Annotated in this window: 22 protein-coding genes; 12 read left to right on the top strand and 10 right to left on the bottom strand. The window is 73.0% G+C overall.

The window, feature by feature from the left end:
- The first annotated feature begins 222 nt into the window (after nt 1–222).
- Genes M4D82_RS29845 through M4D82_RS29855 form a run of 3 tightly spaced genes read left to right on the top strand, consistent with a single transcriptional unit; the run spans nt 223 to nt 4,021 of the window.
- Complete coding sequence (locus M4D82_RS29845) at nt 223–1,635, top strand: family 2B encapsulin nanocompartment shell protein (RefSeq protein WP_249770248.1); 1,413 nt, start codon at nt 223–225, stop codon at nt 1,633–1,635.
- A 53-nt stretch (nt 1,636–1,688) separates the two neighbouring features.
- Entirely contained in the window at nt 1,689–3,110 is a 1,422-nt protein-coding gene (locus tag M4D82_RS29850; protein WP_249770250.1) for a family 2 encapsulin nanocompartment cargo protein terpene cyclase, read from the top strand.
- A 2-nt stretch (nt 3,111–3,112) separates the two neighbouring features.
- Entirely contained in the window at nt 3,113–4,021 is a 909-nt protein-coding gene (locus M4D82_RS29855) for a geranyl diphosphate 2-C-methyltransferase (RefSeq protein WP_249770252.1), read from the top strand.
- A 66-nt stretch (nt 4,022–4,087) separates the two neighbouring features.
- On the opposite strand, the gene M4D82_RS29860 is transcribed toward M4D82_RS29855, so the two are convergent.
- Nucleotides 4,088–5,092, bottom strand: a complete 1,005-nt coding sequence (locus tag M4D82_RS29860; protein WP_249770254.1) for a glutathione S-transferase family protein — start codon at nt 5,090–5,092, stop codon at nt 4,088–4,090.
- A 10-nt stretch (nt 5,093–5,102) separates the two neighbouring features.
- Nucleotides 5,103–5,420, bottom strand: a complete 318-nt coding sequence (locus tag M4D82_RS29865) for a hypothetical protein (protein ID WP_249770256.1) — start codon at nt 5,418–5,420, stop codon at nt 5,103–5,105.
- 153 nt (nt 5,421–5,573) lie between these two features.
- On the opposite strand from M4D82_RS29865, the gene M4D82_RS29870 reads away from it, so the two are divergent.
- A complete protein-coding gene (locus tag M4D82_RS29870) occupies nt 5,574–6,119 on the top strand; it encodes a hypothetical protein (protein WP_249770258.1) in 546 nt (181 codons plus the stop codon).
- Nucleotide 6,120: 1 nt separating this feature from the next.
- A complete protein-coding gene (locus M4D82_RS29875) occupies nt 6,121–6,660 on the top strand; it encodes a hypothetical protein (RefSeq protein ID WP_249770260.1) in 540 nt (179 codons plus the stop codon).
- Between the two features lie 42 nt (nt 6,661–6,702).
- On the opposite strand, the gene M4D82_RS29880 is transcribed toward M4D82_RS29875, so the two are convergent.
- From M4D82_RS29880 to M4D82_RS29895, 4 genes are all read right to left on the bottom strand, one after another.
- Entirely contained in the window at nt 6,703–7,071 is a 369-nt protein-coding gene (locus M4D82_RS29880) for a low affinity iron permease family protein (RefSeq protein WP_249770262.1), read from the bottom strand.
- A 96-nt stretch (nt 7,072–7,167) separates the two neighbouring features.
- The gene (locus M4D82_RS29885; protein WP_249770264.1) at nt 7,168–8,340 is read right to left on the bottom strand and encodes a carboxylate-amine ligase; all 1,173 of its coding nucleotides are present in this window, start codon (nt 8,338–8,340) and stop codon (nt 7,168–7,170) included.
- 42 nt (nt 8,341–8,382) lie between these two features.
- Nucleotides 8,383–8,634 (bottom strand): DUF6213 family protein, encoded by a 252-nt coding sequence (locus M4D82_RS29890; protein WP_249770266.1) that lies wholly within the window; start codon nt 8,632–8,634, stop codon nt 8,383–8,385.
- A gap of 77 nt (nt 8,635–8,711) precedes the next feature.
- Nucleotides 8,712–8,918 (bottom strand): hypothetical protein, encoded by a 207-nt coding sequence (locus M4D82_RS29895; protein ID WP_249770268.1) that lies wholly within the window; start codon nt 8,916–8,918, stop codon nt 8,712–8,714.
- A 220-nt stretch (nt 8,919–9,138) separates the two neighbouring features.
- On the opposite strand from M4D82_RS29895, the gene M4D82_RS29900 reads away from it, so the two are divergent.
- Nucleotides 9,139–9,762, top strand: a complete 624-nt coding sequence (locus tag M4D82_RS29900) for an NUDIX hydrolase (RefSeq protein WP_249770270.1) — start codon at nt 9,139–9,141, stop codon at nt 9,760–9,762.
- 46 nt (nt 9,763–9,808) lie between these two features.
- Here M4D82_RS29900 and M4D82_RS29905 read toward each other — a convergent pair whose 3' ends face one another.
- Both M4D82_RS29905 and M4D82_RS29910 read right to left on the bottom strand, forming a co-directional pair.
- The gene (locus M4D82_RS29905; RefSeq protein WP_249772276.1) at nt 9,809–11,167 is read right to left on the bottom strand and encodes an ATP-binding protein; all 1,359 of its coding nucleotides are present in this window, start codon (nt 11,165–11,167) and stop codon (nt 9,809–9,811) included.
- A gap of 127 nt (nt 11,168–11,294) precedes the next feature.
- Nucleotides 11,295–11,972, bottom strand: a complete 678-nt coding sequence (locus M4D82_RS29910; protein WP_249770272.1) for a response regulator transcription factor — start codon at nt 11,970–11,972, stop codon at nt 11,295–11,297.
- Between the two features lie 136 nt (nt 11,973–12,108).
- Between M4D82_RS29910 and M4D82_RS29915 the strand changes: the two genes are divergently transcribed.
- Both M4D82_RS29915 and M4D82_RS29920 read left to right on the top strand, forming a co-directional pair.
- Nucleotides 12,109–12,684 (top strand): hypothetical protein, encoded by a 576-nt coding sequence (locus M4D82_RS29915; RefSeq protein WP_249770274.1) that lies wholly within the window; start codon nt 12,109–12,111, stop codon nt 12,682–12,684.
- Nucleotides 12,685–13,045: 361 nt separating this feature from the next.
- Entirely contained in the window at nt 13,046–15,169 is a 2,124-nt protein-coding gene (locus M4D82_RS29920) for a SpoIIE family protein phosphatase (RefSeq protein WP_249770276.1), read from the top strand.
- A gap of 57 nt (nt 15,170–15,226) precedes the next feature.
- On the opposite strand, the gene M4D82_RS29925 is transcribed toward M4D82_RS29920, so the two are convergent.
- Entirely contained in the window at nt 15,227–15,967 is a 741-nt protein-coding gene (locus tag M4D82_RS29925) for a class I SAM-dependent DNA methyltransferase (protein WP_249770278.1), read from the bottom strand.
- Between the two features lie 119 nt (nt 15,968–16,086).
- Nucleotides 16,087–17,859, bottom strand: coding sequence for an AMP-binding protein (locus tag M4D82_RS29930; RefSeq protein WP_502989027.1), 1,773 nt, complete (start codon nt 17,857–17,859; stop codon nt 16,087–16,089).
- Here M4D82_RS29930 and M4D82_RS29935 point away from each other — a divergent pair.
- From M4D82_RS29935 to M4D82_RS29950, 4 genes are read left to right on the top strand one after another with little or no spacing between them, the layout of a single operon-like run.
- Complete coding sequence (locus M4D82_RS29935) at nt 17,858–18,484, top strand: alpha-ketoglutarate-dependent dioxygenase AlkB (RefSeq protein WP_249770282.1); 627 nt, start codon at nt 17,858–17,860, stop codon at nt 18,482–18,484. The two genes, M4D82_RS29930 and M4D82_RS29935, sit on opposite strands and share 2 nt — an antisense overlap.
- Nucleotides 18,485–18,520: 36 nt before the next feature.
- Nucleotides 18,521–19,462, top strand: coding sequence for an SLAC1 family transporter (locus M4D82_RS29940; RefSeq protein WP_249770284.1), 942 nt, complete (start codon nt 18,521–18,523; stop codon nt 19,460–19,462).
- A 10-nt stretch (nt 19,463–19,472) separates the two neighbouring features.
- Nucleotides 19,473–19,907: a VOC family protein gene (locus M4D82_RS29945; RefSeq protein ID WP_249770286.1), complete on the top strand. Its 435-nt coding sequence runs from the start codon at nt 19,473–19,475 to the stop codon at nt 19,905–19,907.
- Nucleotides 19,908–19,944: 37 nt separating this feature from the next.
- Nucleotides 19,945–20,634 carry an NAD-dependent epimerase/dehydratase family protein gene (locus M4D82_RS29950; protein ID WP_249770288.1) on the top strand — a complete coding sequence of 230 codons (690 nt, stop codon included), beginning with the start codon at nt 19,945–19,947 and terminating at the stop codon, nt 20,632–20,634.
- Nucleotides 20,635–20,693: the final 59 nt, after the last annotated feature.

Below are 20,693 nucleotides of genomic sequence, written 5' to 3' on the forward strand. Positions count from 1 at the left end.
CGAGCCGGGCCGAATACCGCCGAAAGCCCAGGTAAACCCACGAAGGCACAAGATCACTGCATCGAGGTAATACGAACGGCTTGACCGGGCGCGCGCGGCGAATCGACGGCTACTGTTCCCGAGGATCTGGACGGATTCCCCAATATTCGCCCCCATATTTCCTCTTTCTCCGGTGACGCGCCCGTACGCCGATCACCGCCCTCGCGAAGGAGATCTCGCGCGATGACCGTTGACACCAGCCCGGAAGCGCAGCCGGCGCCTCCCCAGCAGTCCAGCCTGAGCACGGCTGCCGCCCGTAACCTTGCGACCACGACCAAGTCCGCCCCGCAGATGCAGGAGATCACCTCCCGGTGGCTGCTGCGGATGCTCCCCTGGGTGGAGACGAAGGGTGGCGCCTACCGGGTCAACCGGCGCCTCAACTACACCGTCGGCGACGGCCGGATCGAGTTCGTGCAGGACGGCGCCGACGTCCGGGTGATCCCCCGCGAGCTCGGCGAACTGGCCCTGCTGCGCGGCTTCGACGACGTGGACGTGCTGACCGCGCTCGCCGGCCGGTGTGTCCAGCGCGACTTCCGCGCCGGCGAGGTGCTCGTCCAGCGCGGCAACCCCGCCGAACAGATCCACCTGATCGCCCACGGCCGGATCAGCCAGACCTCCGTCGGCAAGTACGGGGACGAGGTGGACCTCGCCGTACTCGCCGACGGCGACCGCTTCGGCGACCACGCGCTGGTGGACGAGGACGCCACGTGGGAGTACACCGCCACCGCCGAGACCTCCGGCACCCTGCTCACCCTCTCCCGCGCCGACTTCGCCGCCGTCCTGGCCACGGCCCCGGGCCTCCAGGCCCACGTGCGGCACGTCGGGTCCCTGCCGCAGCAGCGGCAGAATCGACACGGCGAGGCCGAGATCGCCATGTCCGCCGGCCACACCGGTGAGGCGGAACTCCCCGGTGCCTTCGTCGACTACGAGCTCAAGCCCCGCGAGTACGAGCTCTCCATCGCCCAGACCGTGCTGCGCGTCCACACCAGGGTCGCCGACCTCTACAACGGGCCGATGAACCAGACCGAGGAGCAACTCCGGCTGACCATCGAGGCGTTGCGCGAACGCCAGGAACACGAGCTGGTCAACAACCGGGAGTTCGGCCTGCTCCACAACGCCGCCTTCAAGCAGCGGATCCAGACCCACTCCGGCCCGCCCACCCCGGACGACCTCGACGAGCTGCTCTGCCGTCGCCGCGGCACCAAGCTCTTCCTGGCCCACCCCAAGACGATCGCGGCGATCGGCCGGGAGTTCAACGCCCGCGGGCTGTACCCGGACCACGTCGACGTCGGCGGCCAGTCGGTCCCGGCCTGGCGCGGCGTACCGATCCTGCCCTGCAACAAGATCCCCATCAGCCGCGAGAACACCAGCTCCATCCTGGCGATGCGCACCGGCGAGGAGAACCAGGGCGTCATCGGTCTGCGCCAGACCGGTCTGCCGGAGGAGTACGAGCCGGGCCTGTCGGTGCGGTTCATGGGCATCAGCGAGCAGGCGATCATCTCCTACCTCGTCACCGCCTACTACTCCGCCGCCGTCCTGGTGCCCGACGCACTCGGCGTGCTGGAGAACGTACAGATCGCCCGCAGGCGCGACTGAGACCTTCCGCCCGGGATCCGGGACAGCCCACCCACCTCACCAAGGAGTTACGGATGCCCGATCCCGGGCTCTCTCCTCTGCAGTCGGCCCTGCCGGCCGCCGCGGCCGGTTTCGGGGCGTACGTCCTCGCCCAGGCCCGGAGCGCCGGCATCGAGGCCGGGGCCGACGGCCCGGCCTCGGTGGCCGAAGCCGTGGCCGAAGCCGTGGCCGAAGCCGTGGCCGAAGCCGTGGCCGACGTGGTGGCCGACGCCCCACCGACCCCGCCCGCGCCGCCCGTCCTCCCGTCCGCCCCCTCCCACCACTTCCGGGCTCCGCAGGCCACCCCCGTGGAGGCCCCGGACCCGGTCGTTCCCGCCCTGCCCGCCGTCGCGGAGCCGAGCCCGGAACTGCGACGGCTCCTGCGCGGGCCCAGCGGCCTCGGTACGGCGAGCCTGTCCCTCGCCCGGCGCGCGGAAGCGCCCGCGCCCGCACCCCCGTCGAGCGGGGCTCCGGCGGCGGGAGACCCGATCCCCGGCCTCTACCACCACCCGATCCCGGAGCCGGACCCGGTCCGGGTGGAGGAGGTCAGCCGCCGGATCAAGGCCTGGGCCGAGGACGAGGTCGACCTCTACCCGGACGACTACGCGGACGAGTTCGACGGCTTCGTCGTCGGCCGCTACATGGTGGCCTGCCATCCGGACGCGCCGACCATCGACCACCTGATGATCGCCACACGCCTGATGGTCGCCGAGAACGCCGTCGACGACTACTACTGCGAGGACCACGGCGGCTCGCCCGTCGGCCTCGGCGGGCGCCTGCTGCTGGCGCACACCGCGCTGGACCCGCTCCACACGACGAAGGAGTACGCGCCAGGCTGGGCGCGGTCCCTCCTGTCGGACGCCCCCCGGCGGGCCTACCGCTCCGCGATGGAGTACCTCCTCCAGCTGGCGACGCCCTCCCAGGCGGATCGGTTCCGCCACGACATGGCCCGCCTGCACATGGGGTACCTCGCCGAGGCCTCCTGGGCGGAGACGGACCACGTCCCGGAGGTGTGGGAGTACCTGTCGATGCGGCAGTTCAACAACTTCCGCCCCTGCCCCACCATCACCGACACCGTAGGCGGCTACGAACTGCCGGCGGACCTGCACGCCCAGCCGGCCATGCAACGGGTCATCGCGCTCGCCGGCAACGCCACGACCATCGTCAACGACCTCTACTCGTACACGAAGGAACTCGCCAGTCCCGGCCGGCACCTGAACCTGCCCGTGGTGATCGCCGAACGGGAGGGCATCCCCATCCGGGACGCGTACCTGAAGGCGGTCGAGGTCCACAACGAGCTCATGCACGCGTTCGAGTCGGAGGCCGCCGCCCTGGCCGCCTCCTGTCCCGTCCCGACCGTGCCGCGCTTCCTGCGGGGGGTGGCCACATGGCTCGACGGCAACCACTACTGGCACCAGACCAACACATACCGCTACAGCCTGCCCGATTTCTGGTAAGGATGGATATATCTGTGACCAGCACCGAATTCACCACCGTCAACTCGACCACCGCCGCACCCTCGGTGATCATCCCCTCCCCGGCGACGCCCTACCAGGGTGACATCGCCCGCTACTGGGACCACGAGGCCCGGCCCGTGAACCTCCGCCTCGGCGACGTCGACGGCCTCTACCACCACCACTACGGCATCGGCGACATCGACCACGCGGCCCTCGGCGACGTCGGCGACGCCGATTACGAGAAGCGACTCATCGCCGAACTGCACCGCCTGGAGTCGGCGCAGGCCGAAGTCCTCTTCGACCACCTCGGCCCCATCACGCGCGACGACACGCTCGTCGACGCCGGTTGCGGGCGCGGCGGCTCGATGGTCATGGCCCACCAGCGCTTCGGATGCAAGGTCAAGGGCGTCACCCTGTCGGCCAAGCAGGCCGACTTCGCCAACCAGCGCGCCCGCGAACTGGGCATCGACGCCTACGTCGACGCCCGCGTCTGCAACATGCTGAACACGCCCTTCGAGACGGGGCAGGCGGCGGCCTCCTGGAACAACGAGTCCAGCATGTACGTCGACCTCCACGACCTCTTCGCCGAGCACTCCCGCGTCCTCGCGGTCGGCGGCCGCTACGTGACCATCACCGGCTGCTGGAATCCCCGTTACGGCCAGCCCTCGAAGTGGGTCTCCCAGATCAACGCCCACTTCGAGTGCAACATCCACTCCCGTCGGGAGTACCTGCGCGCGATGGCCGACAACCGCCTCGTCCCGCAGGCCGTCATCGACCTCACGCCCGCCACCCTCCCCTACTGGGAACTGCGGGCCGAATCGTCGCTGGTCACCGGCATCGAAGAGGCGTTCATCAACTCCTACAAGGACGGCTCCTTCCAGTACGTCCTGATCGCGGCCGACCGCGTCTGACCCACCCGAGGGTCGGGCCCCACCGGGGCCCGACCCTTTCCCGACCCTTCATCGCATGGGGCCCGGTCAATCGGCACCGTGGCCCGCGGGGACCGCTTCGTCCGGGCTCACCGGGCCCGGCGGGGTGCCGGTGCCGAAGGGGCGGCCGCCCAGCGCGGAGCGGTCGTGCGGGGTGAGCCAGCCCGAGATGTCCGGGCCCGCCGGCACGATCCCGGTCGGGTTGATGTCGTCGTGCACCAGGTAGTAGTGCCGCTTGATGTGATCGAAGTCGACGGTGTCGCCGAAGCCCGGGGTCTGGAACAGGTCCCGGGCGTACGCCCACAGCACCGGCAGCTCCGTCAACTTCCGCCGGTTGCACTTGAAGTGACCGTGGTAGACGGCGTCGAAGCGCACGAGCGTCGTGAACAGCCGGACGTCCGCCTCCGTGATCGTGTCGCCCACCAGGTAGCGGGACGCGGTGAGCCGCTCGGAGAGCAGGTCGAGCCGGCGGAACAGCCTGGCGTACGCCTTCGCGTACGCCTCCTGCGAACCGGCGAACCCCGCCCGGTAGACGGCGTTGTTGACGTCCTCGTACACCACCTCGTTCACCGCGTCGACCTCCTCCCGCAGCCCGGCCGGGTAGAGGTCGGGCGCGCCGGCGCGGTGGTACGCCGTCCACTCCAGCGACAGGTCGAGCGTGATGCGCGCGAAGTCGTTGGTCACGACCGCTCCGCTGGGCACGTCGATGATCGCCGGGACCGTGATGCCCCGGTCGTAGCCCGGCTCCCGGGCGAAGTAGGCTTCTTGGAGCCGTTCGATGCCGAGTACGGGATCCCGCCCGCCCGGATCGAGGTCGAAGGTCCAGCTGCGCTCGTCGTGCACGGGTCCGGCGATCGCCATCGGCAGTGCCCGCTCCAACCCGAGCAGCCGCCGTACGATCACCGCCCGGCTCGCCCACGGGCAGGCCCGGCTGACCACCAGCCGGTAGCGGCCGGGCTCGGCGGGGAAGCCGTCGCGGCCGTCGGCGGTGATCCGGGTGGTCAGGTACCGGCTGTCACGGAGGTACTCCCGGCCGGGATGCACATAGCTCATGACCTCGCGCCTACTCCTTCGGTCGGCCGCCCCCATCCTGATCGGCCGGGGTCTGATCGGTGGGGGTCTCTTCGGCTGGGGTCTGGTCGGCGTGGGTCCGGTCCGCGCCGGTCCGGTCCGCGCGGGTCCGGTCCGCGCGGGTCCGGTCGTCGGTCGGGGAAGCCTCGCGGGCGTGTCCCACGCGCCCCGGATCGGCCGGGGGAGAGGCCGATCCCGTACCCGTACGGGACGGCACCCCGGGCGGGCGGCCGTGCTCGTCGACCATGGCGCCCTCGTCGGGGATGAGCGGTGCGGCCCGGCCCCGCTCGGCATCGTCGTGTCGCTGCATGAGGTGACCTCCCTGCGTCGGCGCCTTCCCGCCCCGCCGCCCGCCATGCGTCACGCCCGGCAGATGCCGACGATTGGCCGCCCCGCGAGCGGGTAGCCGCCAGACACCTCGACGTACCGGTCCGGGCGCCGAACCCAGAACGGAGGGGTGGAGATGTCCACGGGAACACTCATTGCCATCATCGTCGTGGCGGCCGTCGTCATCCTGGCGCTGACCGTGACGTTGGTCGTTCTCGCCCAGCGCCGCCGACTGCGCGAGCGGTTCGGGCCGGAGTACGGGCGCGCGGTGCGCGAGAAGGGCGGCAAGCTGGCCGCCGAGCGCGAACTGCGCTCCCGTGAACACCGGCACGACAAGCTGGAGCTCAAGGAACTCCCCGCCGGGCGACGACACCAGTACGCCGACGAGTGGCGCGACGTGCAGGAACGCTTCGTCGACCGCCCGGAAACCGCCGTTTCGGACGCCGACGCGCTCGTCACCCGGCTGATGCGGGAACGCGGCTACCCCACCGACGGGACCTACGACGACCGCCTGCGCGACCTGTCGGTCCAGCACGGGAGCACCCTGAACCACTACCGCGACGCCCACGCCGTCAAGACGCGCAGCGCCGAGGGAAGCGCGACGACCGAGGAACTGCGGGGAGCGATGGTGCACTACCGCGCCCTCTTCGCGGAGCTGCTCGAAGACGAGAGGAGCCATTGACATGCAGACCGACGAACGTGACGACCGGCCCGACGAATCCGGGCTGACCACGGAGGACATCGCCCGTCCGGGCGTCGGAGGCGACGAGCGAGGCACCCCGCTCTTCCCCGGTGAGGCCACGGAACGGGACGAGAACGAAGGAACGGACGAGAGCGAAGGAACGGACGAGAGCGAAGAACGCGACGTGGACGCGGAACAGCCGACCACGCAGGGGATCGCGGACACGACGGCGGCCGAGGAGACGGGCGAGACGGGCGAGACGGACGAGACGGCGGCGCCCCTGCTCGGCGGCGACGAGGGGCAGGACTTCCGCCGCCGCTGGAGCGAGATCCAGGGACGCTTCGTCGACGACCCGCGCGAGGCGGTGCAGTCCGCCGACGAGCTGGTGGCCGAGGTCATGCAGGCCCTGGCGGGCACCTTCGCCCGGGACAAGCAGGAACTGGAAAGGCAGTGGGACCGCGGCGAGGAGGTCGCGACCGAGGACCTGCGGCTCGCGCTGCGCCAGTACCGCACGTTCTTCGAGCGCCTGCTCCACGCCTGAGCGGCGGCGGCCCCGGTCGGCGGGGAGGGGGCGGGTCGGCCGTCACGTCTCCTCCTCGATGCCGATGGCCTTCCGCAGGTCCCGCAGCGCCGGCCCGGACTCGCCCCGCTCCATCTCCAGGAGGGCCGCGGCGATCGCGTCGAGCTTGCGCTGGATGGCGTGCTCGGCGCGTCGTTCGCTGTTCTTCAGCAGCGCCAGGAGCAGCAGCGTCACCGCCGCCATGGACTCTCCGACGAGCAGCTTCCACGACAGGGGCAGCCCCAGCGAGTGCACCCCGACGACGGTGGCGACCAGGAGCAGGCAGAGGCAGAAGAAGAGCGGACTGCTCGTGAAATTGGACGCCCGCTCCGCCAGCCTGGCGAAACGACCCCGTCCGTCTCCGCCCCGCTCCGCGGGGTGTTCGAGGCTCATGCTCTGCTTCTACCTCGCCGTCTCCCCGGCGCGGGGACGGCACGGTCGGGGAATCGGGTGAACGGGGTCGCGTCAGACGACTGCGGCGGCGTCGCGTCAGATGACCGCGGCGGCGGTGGTGCGGGCGAGGTCGTCGACCACGTCGGACAGCCGGCCCCGCCTGCGGTACGACGCCCGCTGGCGGGCGGCGCCGCCGCCGGTGAGGCGCAGCCGGTCCACCAGAGCGCCCACCGCGTCCAGCTCACCCACCGCCTCCAGGCCGGGCGCCGCCTGCTCCACGAGCCGTTCCACGAGCTGCCAGGCAGGCAGGCGCCGGCCGTGCAGCAGGTCGAGCCCCTCGCCGTCCAGGCCGCCCAGGGCCGCCAGGCGGTGCGCCTCGCGGACGGCTCCCGGACCCGCCGCCAAGGCGGGCGCCGGCGTGTCGAGCTGCGGCAGGAGGGCCGCGACCAGCCCCCGTACGAGCGTCGCGATCAGGACGACCACGTCGAGGTCCGCGTTGCTGTCGGCGACGCGGATCTCCAGGGTCGGCACGTGCTCGGAGGGCCGGGCGTACCAGTAGATCATCTTCCGGTCGAGCAGCCCGGTGCGCCGGATGAGGGCGTTCGCGACGAGGTCGTACCCGGGCTCGTTCAGGACGGGCGCGGGCCCCACCGTGGGCCAGCGGGCGTGTTCGATCGCCCGCCAGCTGGCCCATCCGGAGTCCCGGCCCCGGTCGAACGGCGAGTTCGCGGCCAGCGCCTGGAACACCGGCAGCCACGGCCGCATCCGGGTCGACAGCGCGAGCGCCTGCGCCTTGCTGTCGACGCCGACGTGGACGTGGCATCCACACACCACCTGGTCGCGCGCCCCGATCGCGCCCGCGAAACGTTCCGCCATGACCCGGTAGCGGTCATCGCCGGTGATCGCCATGGGAAACTCCGGCGGGATCACCGGTGTGCCGGTGCCCACGAGCAGGCAGCCCGCCTCCCGCGCGGCCGGGACCAGCAGGGCGCGCATCCGCGCCAAGTCCGCCCGTAGCCCCTCGGCGTCGTGGACCGGCCGGGTACACACCTCGACCTGGGTCGTGTAGAACTCGCGCTGCACCTGCGGGCCGAGCACCGGCGCGAGCGCCGCGATGACCTGCGACGCCCGGCCGGCCGGGGCCCGGGTGCGGCGGTCGACCAGCAGGAACTCCTCCTCGACCCCGAAGGTGGGCCCGGGAAGGCACCCGGCCGCAGTTCGCGCCGCGTCGGGCGCGATACGGGCCGAAGGCTGGGTGGTGAGCGACATGGTGCCCTCCCTCCGGGGGCGGCGGACGGTGCGGGGCCCGGCTCAGTGCCGTCGGCGCCCGTGCCTCGGGGGGTCGGCGGTGTACGCGATGCACTCCACGTCGATGCCGTCCGCGAGGCGTTGCAGGACGCCCGAGAGTTCCCGGACGGTCCGCGGGTCGGCCTCGGCGGGGTCGGTCTCCAACGCATCCAGCCAGTCGGCCGCGATCTGGCGCAGCAGGGTCGTGACCTCGTCGGCGGGGATCAGCGGGCCTCCCTGCGACGTGGGGATCAGCGGAATGGTCACCTGGATCATGGGGCTGCCTTCCGGTGCCGTGATGCCGGCGGGAGTGTGCGGGAGTGGGGGTGGGGCGGGGCCGGGGCGTGACGGGGTCAGTCGGGCGGTTCCTGCACCGGCGGACGCTGGGTGGAGCGCCCGTCGTCGGGCTTCGCGCGGGTCTTCCGCGCCGGGTCGTCCGACAGCCGGGGCGCGTCGGGCCGGCCCGGCGCGGGGGCCTCCGGCTCCCGGGGGACGGCGGATCGGCGCCGCGTCTCGGGCTCGGGACGCTCGGGCTTGGGCGGGCGGCTTTCGTGTGGCATGCGGTACCTCCAGGGTCCGGCCGGTCCCCCGCGGGCGCACGCGCTCGGGTACGCGGGACCGTCCGGGGTGCCAGGTGTTCCGCACCTGCCCGGTGGGCGGCGCCTCAACCATCGCCCGACGGCCGCGGTCCGACGGGTACCGCCGGCGGGCCGGGGTAGGCGCCGCCGTGGGGCCGGCGCTCGCTCCGCACCCACCGCCCGCCCGATCGGAGGCCCGGCCATGAACCGCGCAGCACCCGCACACCGCACCGCCGCCCGTACCGGCACCGGCACCGGCCGGGCGCCCGCCCTGCTGGGGATCTACCTCAACGACCACCTCATGGGCTCCGGCGCCGGAGTCCGCCTGATCCGCCGCATCCGCGACCGGCACAGCGGCACGCCCATCGCCCCGGACCTGGACACCCTCGTCAGGGAGCTCGACGAGGACCAGGAGAGCCTGCGTCGCGTCATCAACGACCTCGACGTGCCGGTGTCGCGCGTGCGCGAGGCGGTGGGTCGGCTCGCGGAGGCGGCCGGGCGGCTCAAGCTCAACGGACGGCTCGTGTCCCGCTCCCCGCTCAGCGACGTCCTCGAATTCGAGGGCATGCTGCTGGGGGTCGAGGGCAAGGCCGCCTGCTGGCGGGCGCTGCGCGCCGTGGCCGACGTCGATCCGCGCATCGCGGCCGCCGACATGGACCGCCTCCTGGCGCGCGCGGACGCCCAGAGCCGCACCCTGGAGGAGCTGCGCCACCGCCGCGCCGCCGAGGTGTTCGCCGCCGATCTGCGCGGGCAGACCTCGCCGGCGCCCGGCAGGCACAGGCCTCACCACCACCGGCGCCCGGGAAGCGCGCCCCGGTCGGCGTAACGATGCCCGCGTAACGATGCCGGCGCGGGCGATGTCCGTGTGACGATCAGGCCGCCGGGAGGCGGACCACCAGCCGGGCCCCCGCCGGTGCGTCCTCGGCGGTGAGGGTCCCCCCGTGGTGGGCGGTCAGGTCACGGGCGATGGCCAGCCCCAGCCCGGCGCCGCCGTGGTCGCGGCTGCGGGAGTCGTCGAGCCGCGTGAACCGTTCGAAGATCCGCTCCCGGTCCTCGGGCGCCACTCCCGGCCCGTCGTCCACCACCTCCAGTACGGCGCTCCGCGCGCCCGCCCCGCCGGTCGAGCGCAGCAGCACCTCCACCCGCCGGTCCGCGAACCGCTGCGCGTTGTCCAGCAGGTTGGTCACCACCCGGGCCAGCCACAGTTCACTGCCGTCCACCCGCACGCCCTCCGCGAGCCGCAGCCGTACGGGGACCCGGTCGCCCGAGCGCGCCTCCACCACGTCGCGCACCACCGCGCCCAGGTCCAGCCGGACCGCCTTCACCGGCTGAGCGGCGTCGATGCGGGCGAGGAGCAGCAGGTCGGAGCAGAGGTGCTGGAGGCGTTCGACGTCCTCCAGCGCCCCGCCGATCAGCTCCGGCCACAGCTCCGGGTCGCGGACGGCCATGGCCACCTCCAGCTGGGTGCGCAGCACGGTGACGGGGCTGCGCAGTTCGTGCGAGGCGTCGGCGATGAACCGGCGGTGGCGGATCCCGGAGGACTCCAGCCGGTCCAGGGTGGCGTTCATCGTCCGGGCCAGCCGGGCGATCTCGTCCCGCGTGGGCGGTACGGGGACCCGCCGGTGCAGATCGCGGTCGGTGATCTCCGCGACCTCGGCGCGGATCGCCTCGACGGGGCGCAGCGCCCGGCCGGTGACCCGCCAGGTGACGAGGCCGACGGTGGCGAGCAGCAGGGGCCCGCCGACCGCGAGGGCGGCGGCGGTGGTGTCGTCGGCGGCGTCCACGTCGCGCAGCGAGGTGCCGACGAAGACCGTGACGATGCCCTGCGGGGTGTCGGTGGTGACCTCCACGACGCGCTGGCGGTGCTCGCCGCCCAGCGGCCGCAGCCGCCAGGTGTGGAAGGCGGTGCCGGAGCGCGGGGGCCTGGCGGGGGCGATCGAGGGGACCCCGGCCAGGTTCGGCGTGGAACGCAGCACCCGGCCCCGCGCGTTCACCACCTGGACGAAGTCCACCCCGTGCAGGGGCGCCCGCATCCGGTCGAGCTGCCCGGCCGCCGCGAGGCCGGCGACGGTCATGGCCTGCTGCTCGGCGTCGCGTTCGGCGTTGCGCAGCAGGTTGCCCTCCAGCAGGCGCAGCAGGGCGAAGGAGGCCACCGCCAGGGCGGCCGCCACCACCAGGCAGGCGCCGAAGGTGGCGCGGGCGCGGACGGTGGTGGGCCACAGCCGCCGCAGCCGGGGCCCGGGACGCCACGACAGGAGCCGTGCCGCGGCGATGCGCGGCCGGCTTCCGGTCCGCGTCCAGGTGAGGGTCCGGGGCGGGGTCCGGGTCAGGGTCCGGCGCGTCCGGGTCGGGGTCCGGTCAGCCACCGTCGGCCGCCAGTCGGTAGCCGACGCCGCGTACGGTCTCCAGCGCGGCCCGGCCGAACGGCGCGTCGATCTTCCGGCGGACCGCGCTCACGTGCACCTCGACCACGTTCGGGTCGCCCGCGAAGGCGCTGTCCCACACCTGTTCCAGGATCTCCCGCTTGGGCACCACCTCGCCGGGCCGCCGGGCCAGGTACTCCAGCACCGCGAACTCCCGGGCGGTCAGTCGTATCTCGGTCCCGCCGCGCGCGCACGTGTGCCGGGCCGGGTCCAGCCGGAGGTCCCCGCACTCCAGGACCTGCGGGCCGCGGCGGCCCGTACGCCGTCCCAGGGCGCGCAGCCGGGCCACGAGGACGAGGTAGGAGAAGGGCTTGGACAGGAAGTCGTCCGCGCCGGTGTCGAGGGCCTCGGCCTCGTCGTACTCGCCGTCCTTCGCGGTCAGCACGATGATCCCGGACTCGTTGCCGGCGGCGCGCAGCCGGGAGCAGACCCGGTAGCCGTTGAGGCCGGGCAGCATGATGTCGAGCACTATCAGGTCGTAGTCGTGCTCCGTGGCCATCCACAGGCCCTGCGGCCCGTCGTGGGCCACGTCCACCGTGAACCCCTCCGACCGCAGGCCCCGCTGCAGTGCCACGGCGAGTCGCCGTTCGTCCTCCACCACCAGTACGCGCATGGCGCCCAGGGTCTCAGGCGCGGCCGGCGCGTGGCTGAAGGGGTCTTCAGCCGGCTTCAGGTGGGCTTCAGCATCGCCTCGGCATGCTCGGGAACGAGCCGGGCGCGGTGCCCGGTTGCGCCTGAGGAGTCCCCGTATGTCTGAGTCTTTGCCGCCGTCCGAACCGTCCGAACCGTCCAGAGACGCCGACAAGCGCCCCGGGCTCGTCCGTCTGGTGCCGAGCGGCCGGGGCGCCCGCTGGGCCGTCGCGGGCGCGGCCGTGGTGCTCGTCGGCGGTGCGGGGGTGACGGCCGTGGCCGTCGCCGGCCACCACGACCGACACGAGCGGGCGGCCCGCTTCACCTGGTCCGAGGCCGGCCACCACCAGGTCGGGCCGAAGGGCCCGCGGGGCCCCGAGGGCCCGGGGGAGCGGCACGTACGACGCCTGGACGGTGCCCCGAATGCCGCCAAGGCCCCGAAGCCCCTCAAGGCCCCGGTGCCCGTACCGTCGCTGCCGATCGGGCAGGCGGCGGAGAAGGCCTCGGCGGCGATCCCCGGCGGCAAGGTCGAGTCCCTCCGGACGATCGCCCAGGACGGCGGCGGCAGCGCCTGGCTGGCGGTGGTCGTGGCCCAGGACGGCGTCCGTCACGCGCTCACCCTCTCCGGCACGGACGGCACGATCACCTCCAACACCCCCGTCAACCCCCGCCACGCGGCCGCAGCCGGCCGCTAGGCCGTCTCTTCCGGATCTTGCCTCGCCCGCGTCGCCCGGTACCTCCCCGGCCCTCACACCCCGCTCGGCCGCACCAGGCGCACCACCGACGCCGGGCGACACCGGCCGACCCGGTGGCAGGCCGGCGCTGCCCGGCCGGTGCGGCCTGCCGATCCGCCGGCCTGCCCGGCCGGTACACCGGCCACGGCGGCGCTGGGCGTGCCGCCCGCCGCGCCGGCCGGCCGTGCGGCCGCGTGAGCTGCCGGCCGGCGACGCCCCGGCCGGGCCGTCGGTCGCGGGGGTCGGGGGGCGGACGCAGAATGAGGGGGAGCGGTTCGCCCCCGTCCGGGCGGGCGCGGGTCTCGCGGCGAGGAGGCTTGTGGTGCCATCGGACCGGCCGGAGGGTGTGTCGGGCCCCGGTCCGATCCGGTCCGAGCCCGGCTCGTTGTTGGAGCACGTCCCCGTCGCCGTGTTCGGCTTCGACGACCTCGGCCGCGTCCGCTACTGGGGGCCGGGCGCCGCCCACCTCTTCGGCCACCCCGCCGAGGCCGTCCTCGGCCGCCCCGCCGCCACCCTGTTCCCCCCGCCCCCGCCGGGCGAGGTCGATTCGGCCGGGCGGCTGGTCGAGCGGGCCCGCACGCTCGGGTACTGGCGGGTCCGGCTGCCGGTCCTGCACCGCGACGGATCCGTCTTCGACTGCGGGTTCCGCGTCTTCCCGGTCACGGGCCCCGGCCCCGGCCCCGGCGGCGACGGCGACGGCGACTTCGTGATCATGGGTCTCGCCAGCCGCGGCGAGGAGCTCGACCGGGTCAAGACGAACCTCGCCTTCCTCGACGCCCTCTTCGAGACCTGCCCCATCGGCCTGGTCATGCTCGACCAGGAACTCCGCTACGTCCACCTCAACCAGGCACTCGCCGACATGGACGGGCTCCCCGTGCGCGAGCACCTCGGGCGCGGCACCGCCGACATCATGCTCACCTCCGACGGCGGCGAGTTCCAGCGCGTACTGCGCTCCGTCGCCGACGACGGCACCCCCGTGGTCAGCCTCCTCGTCGGGCTGCGCACCCCCGGCCGCCCCGACCGTGACCAGGTCCGGTCCGTGAGCCTGTTCCCGCTCAGCGGAGCCGTAGGCACCCCGCCCGGCGTGGGCGGGCTCATGGTGGACGTCACCGATCGGGAACGGGCCCTGCTGGAGGCCACCGAGGCCCGCCGGCGCCTCGACCTCCTCGACCGGGCCGCCGCCCGCGTCGGCACCACCCTCGACGTCGACACCACCGCCCGGGAACTGGTCGACGCCGCGGTACCGGACTTCTGTGACGCCTCCGTGGTGGAACTCGTCGACTGGCTGAACCCCTCCGAGGCCTTCGACCCCCGCCTGCCCCTCCACACCCGCCGGATCGCGGCCGGGACGACCCTCCCGCCGCCCGCCGACGAACTCGTCGGCGGGCTGGAGCGGATTACGTACCCCCCGGGCTCCGGCATTCACCGCACACTGGAGACCGGCCGGCCCCTGTGCGTCCCCGTGGACGAGGACTTCACCACCTCCACCGTCGTCCACCGCGACCGCGCCCGCCTGCTGCGCGACAGCGGCCTCGCGTCCATCCTCATCGCCCCGCTCGTCGCCCGCGGCACCATCCAGGGCATCGCCATGTTCGGCCGCTCCACCGCCCGAGCGCCCTTCACCGGACAAGACCTCAGCCTCGCCGGGGAACTCGCCTCCCGCGCCGCCCTCTGCCTGGACAACGCCCGCCTCTACAGCCGCGTCCAGGACATCGCGCTCACGCTGCAACGCTCCCTGCTGCCCAGTGCGTTGTCCACCGGCCCGTACGTCACGGTCGCCCACCGCTACCTGCCCGGCAGCCGCGTCACCGAGGTCGGCGGCGACTGGTACGACGTGATCGACCTGCCGGACGGCCACGTCGCCCTTCTCGTCGGCGACGTCATGGGACACGGCGTACCCGCCGCCGCGTCGATGGGTCGGCTGCGCATCACCGCGAAGGCGCTGGCCCGCCACAGCCGCGACCCGGCGGACCTGCTCGTCGAACTCGACCGCTGCGCCCAGGAGTCCGGCATCGAACTGGCCACCTGCCTCTGCCTGTTCCACGACCCCCGCACCGGCCGCACCCGCCTCGCGAACGCCGGACACCCCCCGCCCCTGGTCCGCCGACCCGACGGCGCCGTCGAAACCCTGGACCCGACCCCGGGCGTCCCCCTCGGGGTCGGTGGCTTCCCCTTCCGCTCGACGGAGTTCGAGCTGCCGGACGGAGCCGTACTGGCCCTGTACACCGACGGCCTGATCGAATCCCGGGGCCAGGACATCGACACCGGCCTGGCCGCTCTGAGTCACCAACTGGGTCTGCTCGAAGGCCCGTTGGAGACGGCTGCGGACCGCATCCTCGCCGCCCTGCTCCCCGACCCGCCGAACGACGACACGGTCCTCCTCCTGGCCCGCGTCCACCGCGCGCCGCCACACGTCGGCCCTTGGAACTCTGCCGGCGACGCCTGAACTCCCGATGGAAGTTCAAGACAGGCACGGCCAACGTTGATGGCCCGGTGGCCGACCTCAGGCCGGCTTGCGCCACACGGAGACGTGCTTCGCGGAGTCCTGGGTGAACGGAGACCCGTCCCAGTCCGCAACGCGACGTTCCAGTTCGAGACCGGCGATCCGTGCCATCAGGTCGAGCTCCGCCGGCCAGGCGTACCGGTGCCGGGAGTTGTCGCGGCGGTAGCGGCCGCCGTCGCCGTCGCGGGTGAAGTGGTGCGAGACGAGAATCTGCTCGACCAGGTCGAAGGTGTCGAAGCCGAGATGCCGCTCCGAGACGTCGAACGGCACCGCGACCTGGCCCGGCGGCAGGAACCGCAGCGGCGGCACACCCAGCTCGATGACGAATCGGCCGCCGGGCTCCAGATGCCGTGCGGCGTTACGGAAGCACTCGACCTGCTCGTCCTGCGTGAGCAGGTTCGTAATGGTGTTGTAGACGAGATAGACCAGGGTGAACCCGCCCGGAACGACGGTGGTGGCCATGTCCCCGATGACCACCGGGAGCGTGTCCTCGTCGATCTTGCGCCGCAGCACCGCCGCCATGTGCTCGGACAGTTCGATGCCCACTACGGGCACGCCGCGTTCCCGGAGCGGGACTCCCACTCGCCCGGTTCCGATGGCGAACTCCAGTGCCCGGCCGTCCCCGGCGAGCTCGGCGAGGAAGGCGAGAGTCGGTCCGAGAACGGCAGCCGAGGACGCTTCGGCCTCCTCGGCGTCGTAGCGGTCGGCGGTCGCACGGGTCCACAGTTCACTGCTCGTCACGGAGGTCCACCTTGCCGGGTGCCGAGGGGCGCTGTCGACGCATTTGCGTTCTCCGCGGCGCAGCGTGCGCCGCCCCCAACCCGTCGTCGCCTGGCCAGGGCTTCGACGAGATCATTTCGTTAGGAGTTCTCGGGCCGTGTCCGGTGCGTATCGAGCAGCCGGCTCGCGACCTCGCGCATCTCGACCTTGCGGATCTTCCCGGTGACGGTCATCGGGAACTCGTCCACCACGTGCACGTAGCGCGGGATCTTGAAGTGGGCGAGCCGGCCGGCGCAGTACGCGCGCACCGCGTCCGCCGTCAGCGGCCGCGCCCCGTCCCGCATCCGCACCCACGCCATCAGCTCCTCCCCGTACTTGGGGTCGGGGACGCCGATGACCTGGACGTCCAGCACGTCCGGGTGGCCGTGCAGGAACTCCTCGATCTCGCGCGGGTAGACGTTCTCGCCGCCCCGGATCACCATGTCCTTGATCCGGCCGGTGATGGCGAGGTAGCCCTCCTCGTCCATGACCGCCAGGTCGCCGGTGTGCATCCAGCCCTCGGGGTCCACCGCCTCGGCGGTCTTCTCCGGCTCCCCCCAGTAGCCGAGCATCACGGAGTAGCCGCGCGTGCACAGCTCGCCGGGGACGCCGCGCGGCGCGGTCCCGCCGGTGCGCGGGTCGATCACCTTGACCTGGAGGTGCGGTCCGACCCGACCGACGGTGGAGACCCGGCGCTCGACCGGATCGTCCGCGAGGGTCTGCGTGGAGACCGGCGAGGTCTCGGTCATCCCGTAGCAGATGGACACCTCGGTCATGCCCATCCGCTCGATCACCTGGTTCATGACCTCCACCGGACACGGTGAGCCCGCCATGATCCCGGTCCGCAGGCTGGAGAGGTCGTAGGCGTCGAAGCCGGGGACGGCCAACTCGGCGATGAACATGGTGGGGACGCCGTACAGCGAGGTGCAGGCCTCCGCCTCGACCGCCGCCAGCGTCGCCGCCGCATCGAAGGCGGGCGCCGGGATGACCACCGCCGCGCCGTGACTCGTACACGCGAGGTTGCCCATGACCATGCCGAAGCAGTGGTAGAAGGGCACCGGGACGCAGACCCGGTCCGCCTCGGTGTAGCCGCACGACTCCCCGACGAAGAAACCGTTGTTGAGGATGTTGTGGTGGGAGAGCGTGGCTCCCTTGGGGAATCCGGTCGTGCCCGAGGTGTACTGGATGTTGATCGGGTCATCGGGGTCCAACGCCGCTTGGGCCCGCGCCAGTTCGGCCGGATCGCAGCGCCGGCCCCGCTCCGCCAGGTCGTTCCACAGCGGTCCGTCCAGCAGGACGGTGAACTCCAACTCGGGGCAGCGCGGCCGGACTTCCTCGATCATCGCCCCGTAGTCGGAGGTCTTGAAGCGCTCGGCGGCGATCAGCATCCGCGTCCCGGACTGCCGCAGGACGTACTCCAGCTCGTGCGCGCGGTACGCCGGGTTCACGGTGACGAGGATCGCGCCGATCTTCGCGGTGGCGTACTGGACCAACGTCCACTCGGCCCGGTTCGGCGCCCAGATGCCCACGCGGTCACCCTTGACGATCCCGAGGTCCAGCAGCCCCAGCGCGAGGGCGTCCACGTCCCGCGCCAGCTCGGCGTACGTCCACCGGCGGCCGGCGGCGACATCGACGACCGCGTCCCGGTCGGGGAATCTCGCGACCGTACGGTCGAGGTTGTCACCGATCGTCTCGCGCAGCAGCGGCACCTCGGAACTGCCGGACGTACAACTCGACGCGACCACGGACACGCGTACCTCCCGGACGGGACTCGATGATCGCCCATGATCCCCTCCGGACCGCCCCGCGGCCAGACCCGTACCGCATCCATCGAATCGAGCGTATGTTCGGATATCGGGGTACGGTGGAGGCATGCACGCACTCCAGGGCTCCCTCTTCGACCAGACCGACGAGATCCGGCTCGGCCCCCTCGCGCGCGTCCGGCGCACCGGCCTCGGGGCCGGAGCCTGGGTCGACCACCTCCCCGGCTGGCTCACCGGGGCCGACGCGCTGTTCGAACACCTCGCCGCCGAGGTTCCCTGGCACGCCGAGAGCCGCCGCATGTACGACCGCGAGGTGGGCGTACCCCGGCTCCTCGCCCACTACGGCGAGGGCGAAACCCTCCCGCACCCCGTCCTCACCGAAGCCCGCACCGCCCTCAGCCGGTACTACGCCGACGAACTCGGCGAGCCCCTCGTCACCGCCGGCCTGTGCCTCTACCGCGACGGCCGCGACAGCGTCGCCTGGCACGGCGACCGCACCGGCCGCTCCGCCACCGAGGACACCGTGGTCGCCATCCTCTCCGTCGGAGACCCGCGCGACCTGGCCCTGCGCCCCCGCGACGGCGGCCCCACCCTCCTGCGGCTGCCGCTCGGCCACGGCGACCTCCTCGTGATGGGCGGCTCCTGCCAGCGCACCATGGAACACGCCGTCCCCAAGACCACCCGCGCCGTCGGCCCCCGCATCAGCATCCAGTTCCGCACACACGGCGTGCGCTGACCACGAAGCCGCACCCGGCACCGCACGATGCCGCGTATGAGTCGCGCACCCCTCCGCACCTGGTGGGCCGGACTGTCGCCCGCCGCCGGCGCCGCCGTCATGGCCCCCGGCATCCTCTCCGTCGGCCTGGACCTCATCGGACGCACCGGGCTCTCCCTGGCCGCCCTGGCCGTCGCCGCCGTCCTGTGGCTGCTCCTCGCCGCCGTGTTCGCCGCCCTGCTCCTCGGCGACCGCGGCCGCTTCCGGGCCGAGGCCCACACCCCGGCCGCCCTCACCGCCGTCGCCGCCACCACCCTGCTCGGCTCCCGCCTCGACCGGCTCGGCCTGCACCGCGCCGCCGCCGGCCTGCTGCTGCTCGCCGCGGCGCTCTGGCCCGTCCTGCTGTACGCCGTCGTACGGCACTGGCGGCGGCGCATGCCCGGCGCCGCCTTCCTCGTCTGCGTCGCCACCCAAGGACTCGTGGTCCTCACCGCCGCCCTCGCCGCCACCCACCACCAGGGCCGCCTCGCCGAGGCCGCCCTCGCCCTCTTCTGTCTCGGCGTCCTGCTCTACCCGTTCGCCCTGCGCAGCTTCGACCTCCACGAGGTGACCGGCGGAGCGGGCGACCACTGGGTGGCCGGCGGCGCCCTGTCCATCACCGCCCTCGCGGGCGCCGTGCTCACCGCCTCCCACCGATGGACCGGCGCCGCCCACAGCGCCCTGCGCACCGCCACCCTGGTGGCCCTCGGGATCTCCCTCGTCTGGTACGTCGTCCTGCTCGCCGCCGAGGTGCGCTGCCCCCGCCCCCACTACGACATCCGCCGCTGGTCCACCGTCTTCCCGCTCGGGATGACCGCCACCGCCTGCCTCGCCGCCGCGCCCGCGACCGGCGTGCCGTGGCTGCGCCCGCTGGGGGAGGTGCTGCTGTGGATCGCGGTCGGCGCCTGGCTGCTCACCTGCGCGGCATGGTTGCTGGCCCGCCGCCCCGGCGCCGAGTAGGGTCCCGGCCATGGCGTACACGTTCCAGGTGACCTTCGACTCGACCGAACCGCACGCCCTTGCCGACTGGTGGGCGGACGCCCTCGGTTGGGAGGTGGAACCCAGCGACGAGAAGTTCATCCGAGGCCAGATCGAAGCCGGCCACGCCACCGAGGAGGACACCACCACCCACCGGGGCACCCTCGTCTGGAAGGCCGGAGCCGCCATCCGCCACCCGGACGGCCTGCCGGGCTCCCCCCGCGTCCTGTTCCAGTTCGTCCTGGAGCCCAAGCAGGTCAAGAACCGCGTCCACCTCGACGTCCGCACCGGCGACGACGACCCGCTCGCCCTGGTGGAGCGCCTCCTGGCCAACGGAGCCACCCACCTCCACGAAGGCCGACAGGGCCCCTACCGCTGGACCACCCTCACCGACCCCCAGGGCAACGAACTCTGCGTCTCGCACTGACAGGCGACCGCCCGACACGACCCCGTAGGCTGCGCATGTGAACGTCATCCTTTACGGCGGAACGGGAATGATCGGGCGCGGTGTCCTGCGCGCGTGCCTGCGGGACGACTCCGTCACCCGCGTCCTCGCGATCGGCCGCACCTCGCTCGGCGTCAGCCACCCCAAGCTCCGCGAGCTCGTCCAGGCCGACCCCGCGGACCTGTCCGCCCTCACCGACGAGCTGCCCGACTACGACGCCTGCTTCTTCTGCCTCGGCGTCTCCTCCGTCGGCAAGAAGGAAGAGGAATACCGCCGCGTCACCTACGACCTGACGCTCGCGGTCGCCCGCCCGCTCGCCGCCGCCAATCCCGACCTGACCTTCGCCTACGTCACCGGCGCGGGCACCGACAGCACCGGGTCCGGCCGCGTCATGTGGGCCCGGGTCAAGGGCAGGACCGAGAACGACCTCCTCGCCCTGCCCTTCCACGCCTACATGTTCCGCCCCGGCATCGTCCAGCCGGTGAGCGGCATGCCGTCCAAGACGCGGCTCTACCGCGCCGGATACGTCCTCGCCGCCCCGCTGTTCCCCCTGCTGCGCCGCTTCGCGCCGAACCACCTCACCACCACCGACGCCATCGGCCGCGCCATGATCGCCGTCGCCACCCCCGGCTCCGAGGCCTCCGCCCCGACGGCGCCGCGGATCCTGCGCCCCCGCGACATCAACCACGCAGGTCGCACCCGGTCGTAGCCATGGACACCGCCGTCGTAATTGACTACCCGTGCCCTCCTCCCGCACGCGAAGATGAA

Origin of the sequence: Streptomyces sp. RerS4, from assembly GCF_023515955.1 — a bacterium.
Taxonomy (GTDB): Bacteria; Actinomycetota; Actinomycetes; order Streptomycetales; family Streptomycetaceae; genus Streptomyces.

Excerpts from the sequence above, each read along its gene's own strand:
- M4D82_RS29930 (WP_502989027.1), bottom strand. The coding sequence starts at position 17,859 with ATGCCTCCACCGTACCCCGATATCCGAACATACGCTCGATTCGATGGA.
- M4D82_RS29895 (WP_249770268.1), bottom strand. The coding sequence starts at position 8,918 with ATGCCACACGAAAGCCGCCCGCCCAAGCCCGAGCGTCCCGAGCCCGAG.
- M4D82_RS29910 (WP_249770272.1), bottom strand. The coding sequence starts at position 11,972 with ATGCGCGTACTGGTGGTGGAGGACGAACGGCGACTCGCCGTGGCACTG.
- M4D82_RS29945 (WP_249770286.1), top strand. The coding sequence starts at position 19,473 with ATGGCGTACACGTTCCAGGTGACCTTCGACTCGACCGAACCGCACGCC.
- M4D82_RS29855 (WP_249770252.1), top strand. The coding sequence starts at position 3,113 with ATGGATATATCTGTGACCAGCACCGAATTCACCACCGTCAACTCGACC.
- M4D82_RS29885 (WP_249770264.1), bottom strand. The coding sequence starts at position 8,340 with ATGTCGCTCACCACCCAGCCTTCGGCCCGTATCGCGCCCGACGCGGCG.
- M4D82_RS29880 (WP_249770262.1), bottom strand. The coding sequence starts at position 7,071 with ATGAGCCTCGAACACCCCGCGGAGCGGGGCGGAGACGGACGGGGTCGT.
- M4D82_RS29875 (WP_249770260.1), top strand. The coding sequence starts at position 6,121 with ATGCAGACCGACGAACGTGACGACCGGCCCGACGAATCCGGGCTGACC.
- M4D82_RS29935 (WP_249770282.1), top strand. The coding sequence starts at position 17,858 with ATGCACGCACTCCAGGGCTCCCTCTTCGACCAGACCGACGAGATCCGG.
- M4D82_RS29860 (WP_249770254.1), bottom strand. The coding sequence starts at position 5,092 with ATGAGCTATGTGCATCCCGGCCGGGAGTACCTCCGTGACAGCCGGTAC.
- M4D82_RS29940 (WP_249770284.1), top strand. The coding sequence starts at position 18,521 with ATGAGTCGCGCACCCCTCCGCACCTGGTGGGCCGGACTGTCGCCCGCC.
- M4D82_RS29865 (WP_249770256.1), bottom strand. The coding sequence starts at position 5,420 with ATGCAGCGACACGACGATGCCGAGCGGGGCCGGGCCGCACCGCTCATC.
- M4D82_RS29870 (WP_249770258.1), top strand. The coding sequence starts at position 5,574 with ATGTCCACGGGAACACTCATTGCCATCATCGTCGTGGCGGCCGTCGTC.
- M4D82_RS29900 (WP_249770270.1), top strand. The coding sequence starts at position 9,139 with ATGAACCGCGCAGCACCCGCACACCGCACCGCCGCCCGTACCGGCACC.
- M4D82_RS29890 (WP_249770266.1), bottom strand. The coding sequence starts at position 8,634 with ATGATCCAGGTGACCATTCCGCTGATCCCCACGTCGCAGGGAGGCCCG.
- M4D82_RS29850 (WP_249770250.1), top strand. The coding sequence starts at position 1,689 with ATGCCCGATCCCGGGCTCTCTCCTCTGCAGTCGGCCCTGCCGGCCGCC.
- M4D82_RS29915 (WP_249770274.1), top strand. The coding sequence starts at position 12,109 with ATGTCTGAGTCTTTGCCGCCGTCCGAACCGTCCGAACCGTCCAGAGAC.
- M4D82_RS29845 (WP_249770248.1), top strand. The coding sequence starts at position 223 with ATGACCGTTGACACCAGCCCGGAAGCGCAGCCGGCGCCTCCCCAGCAG.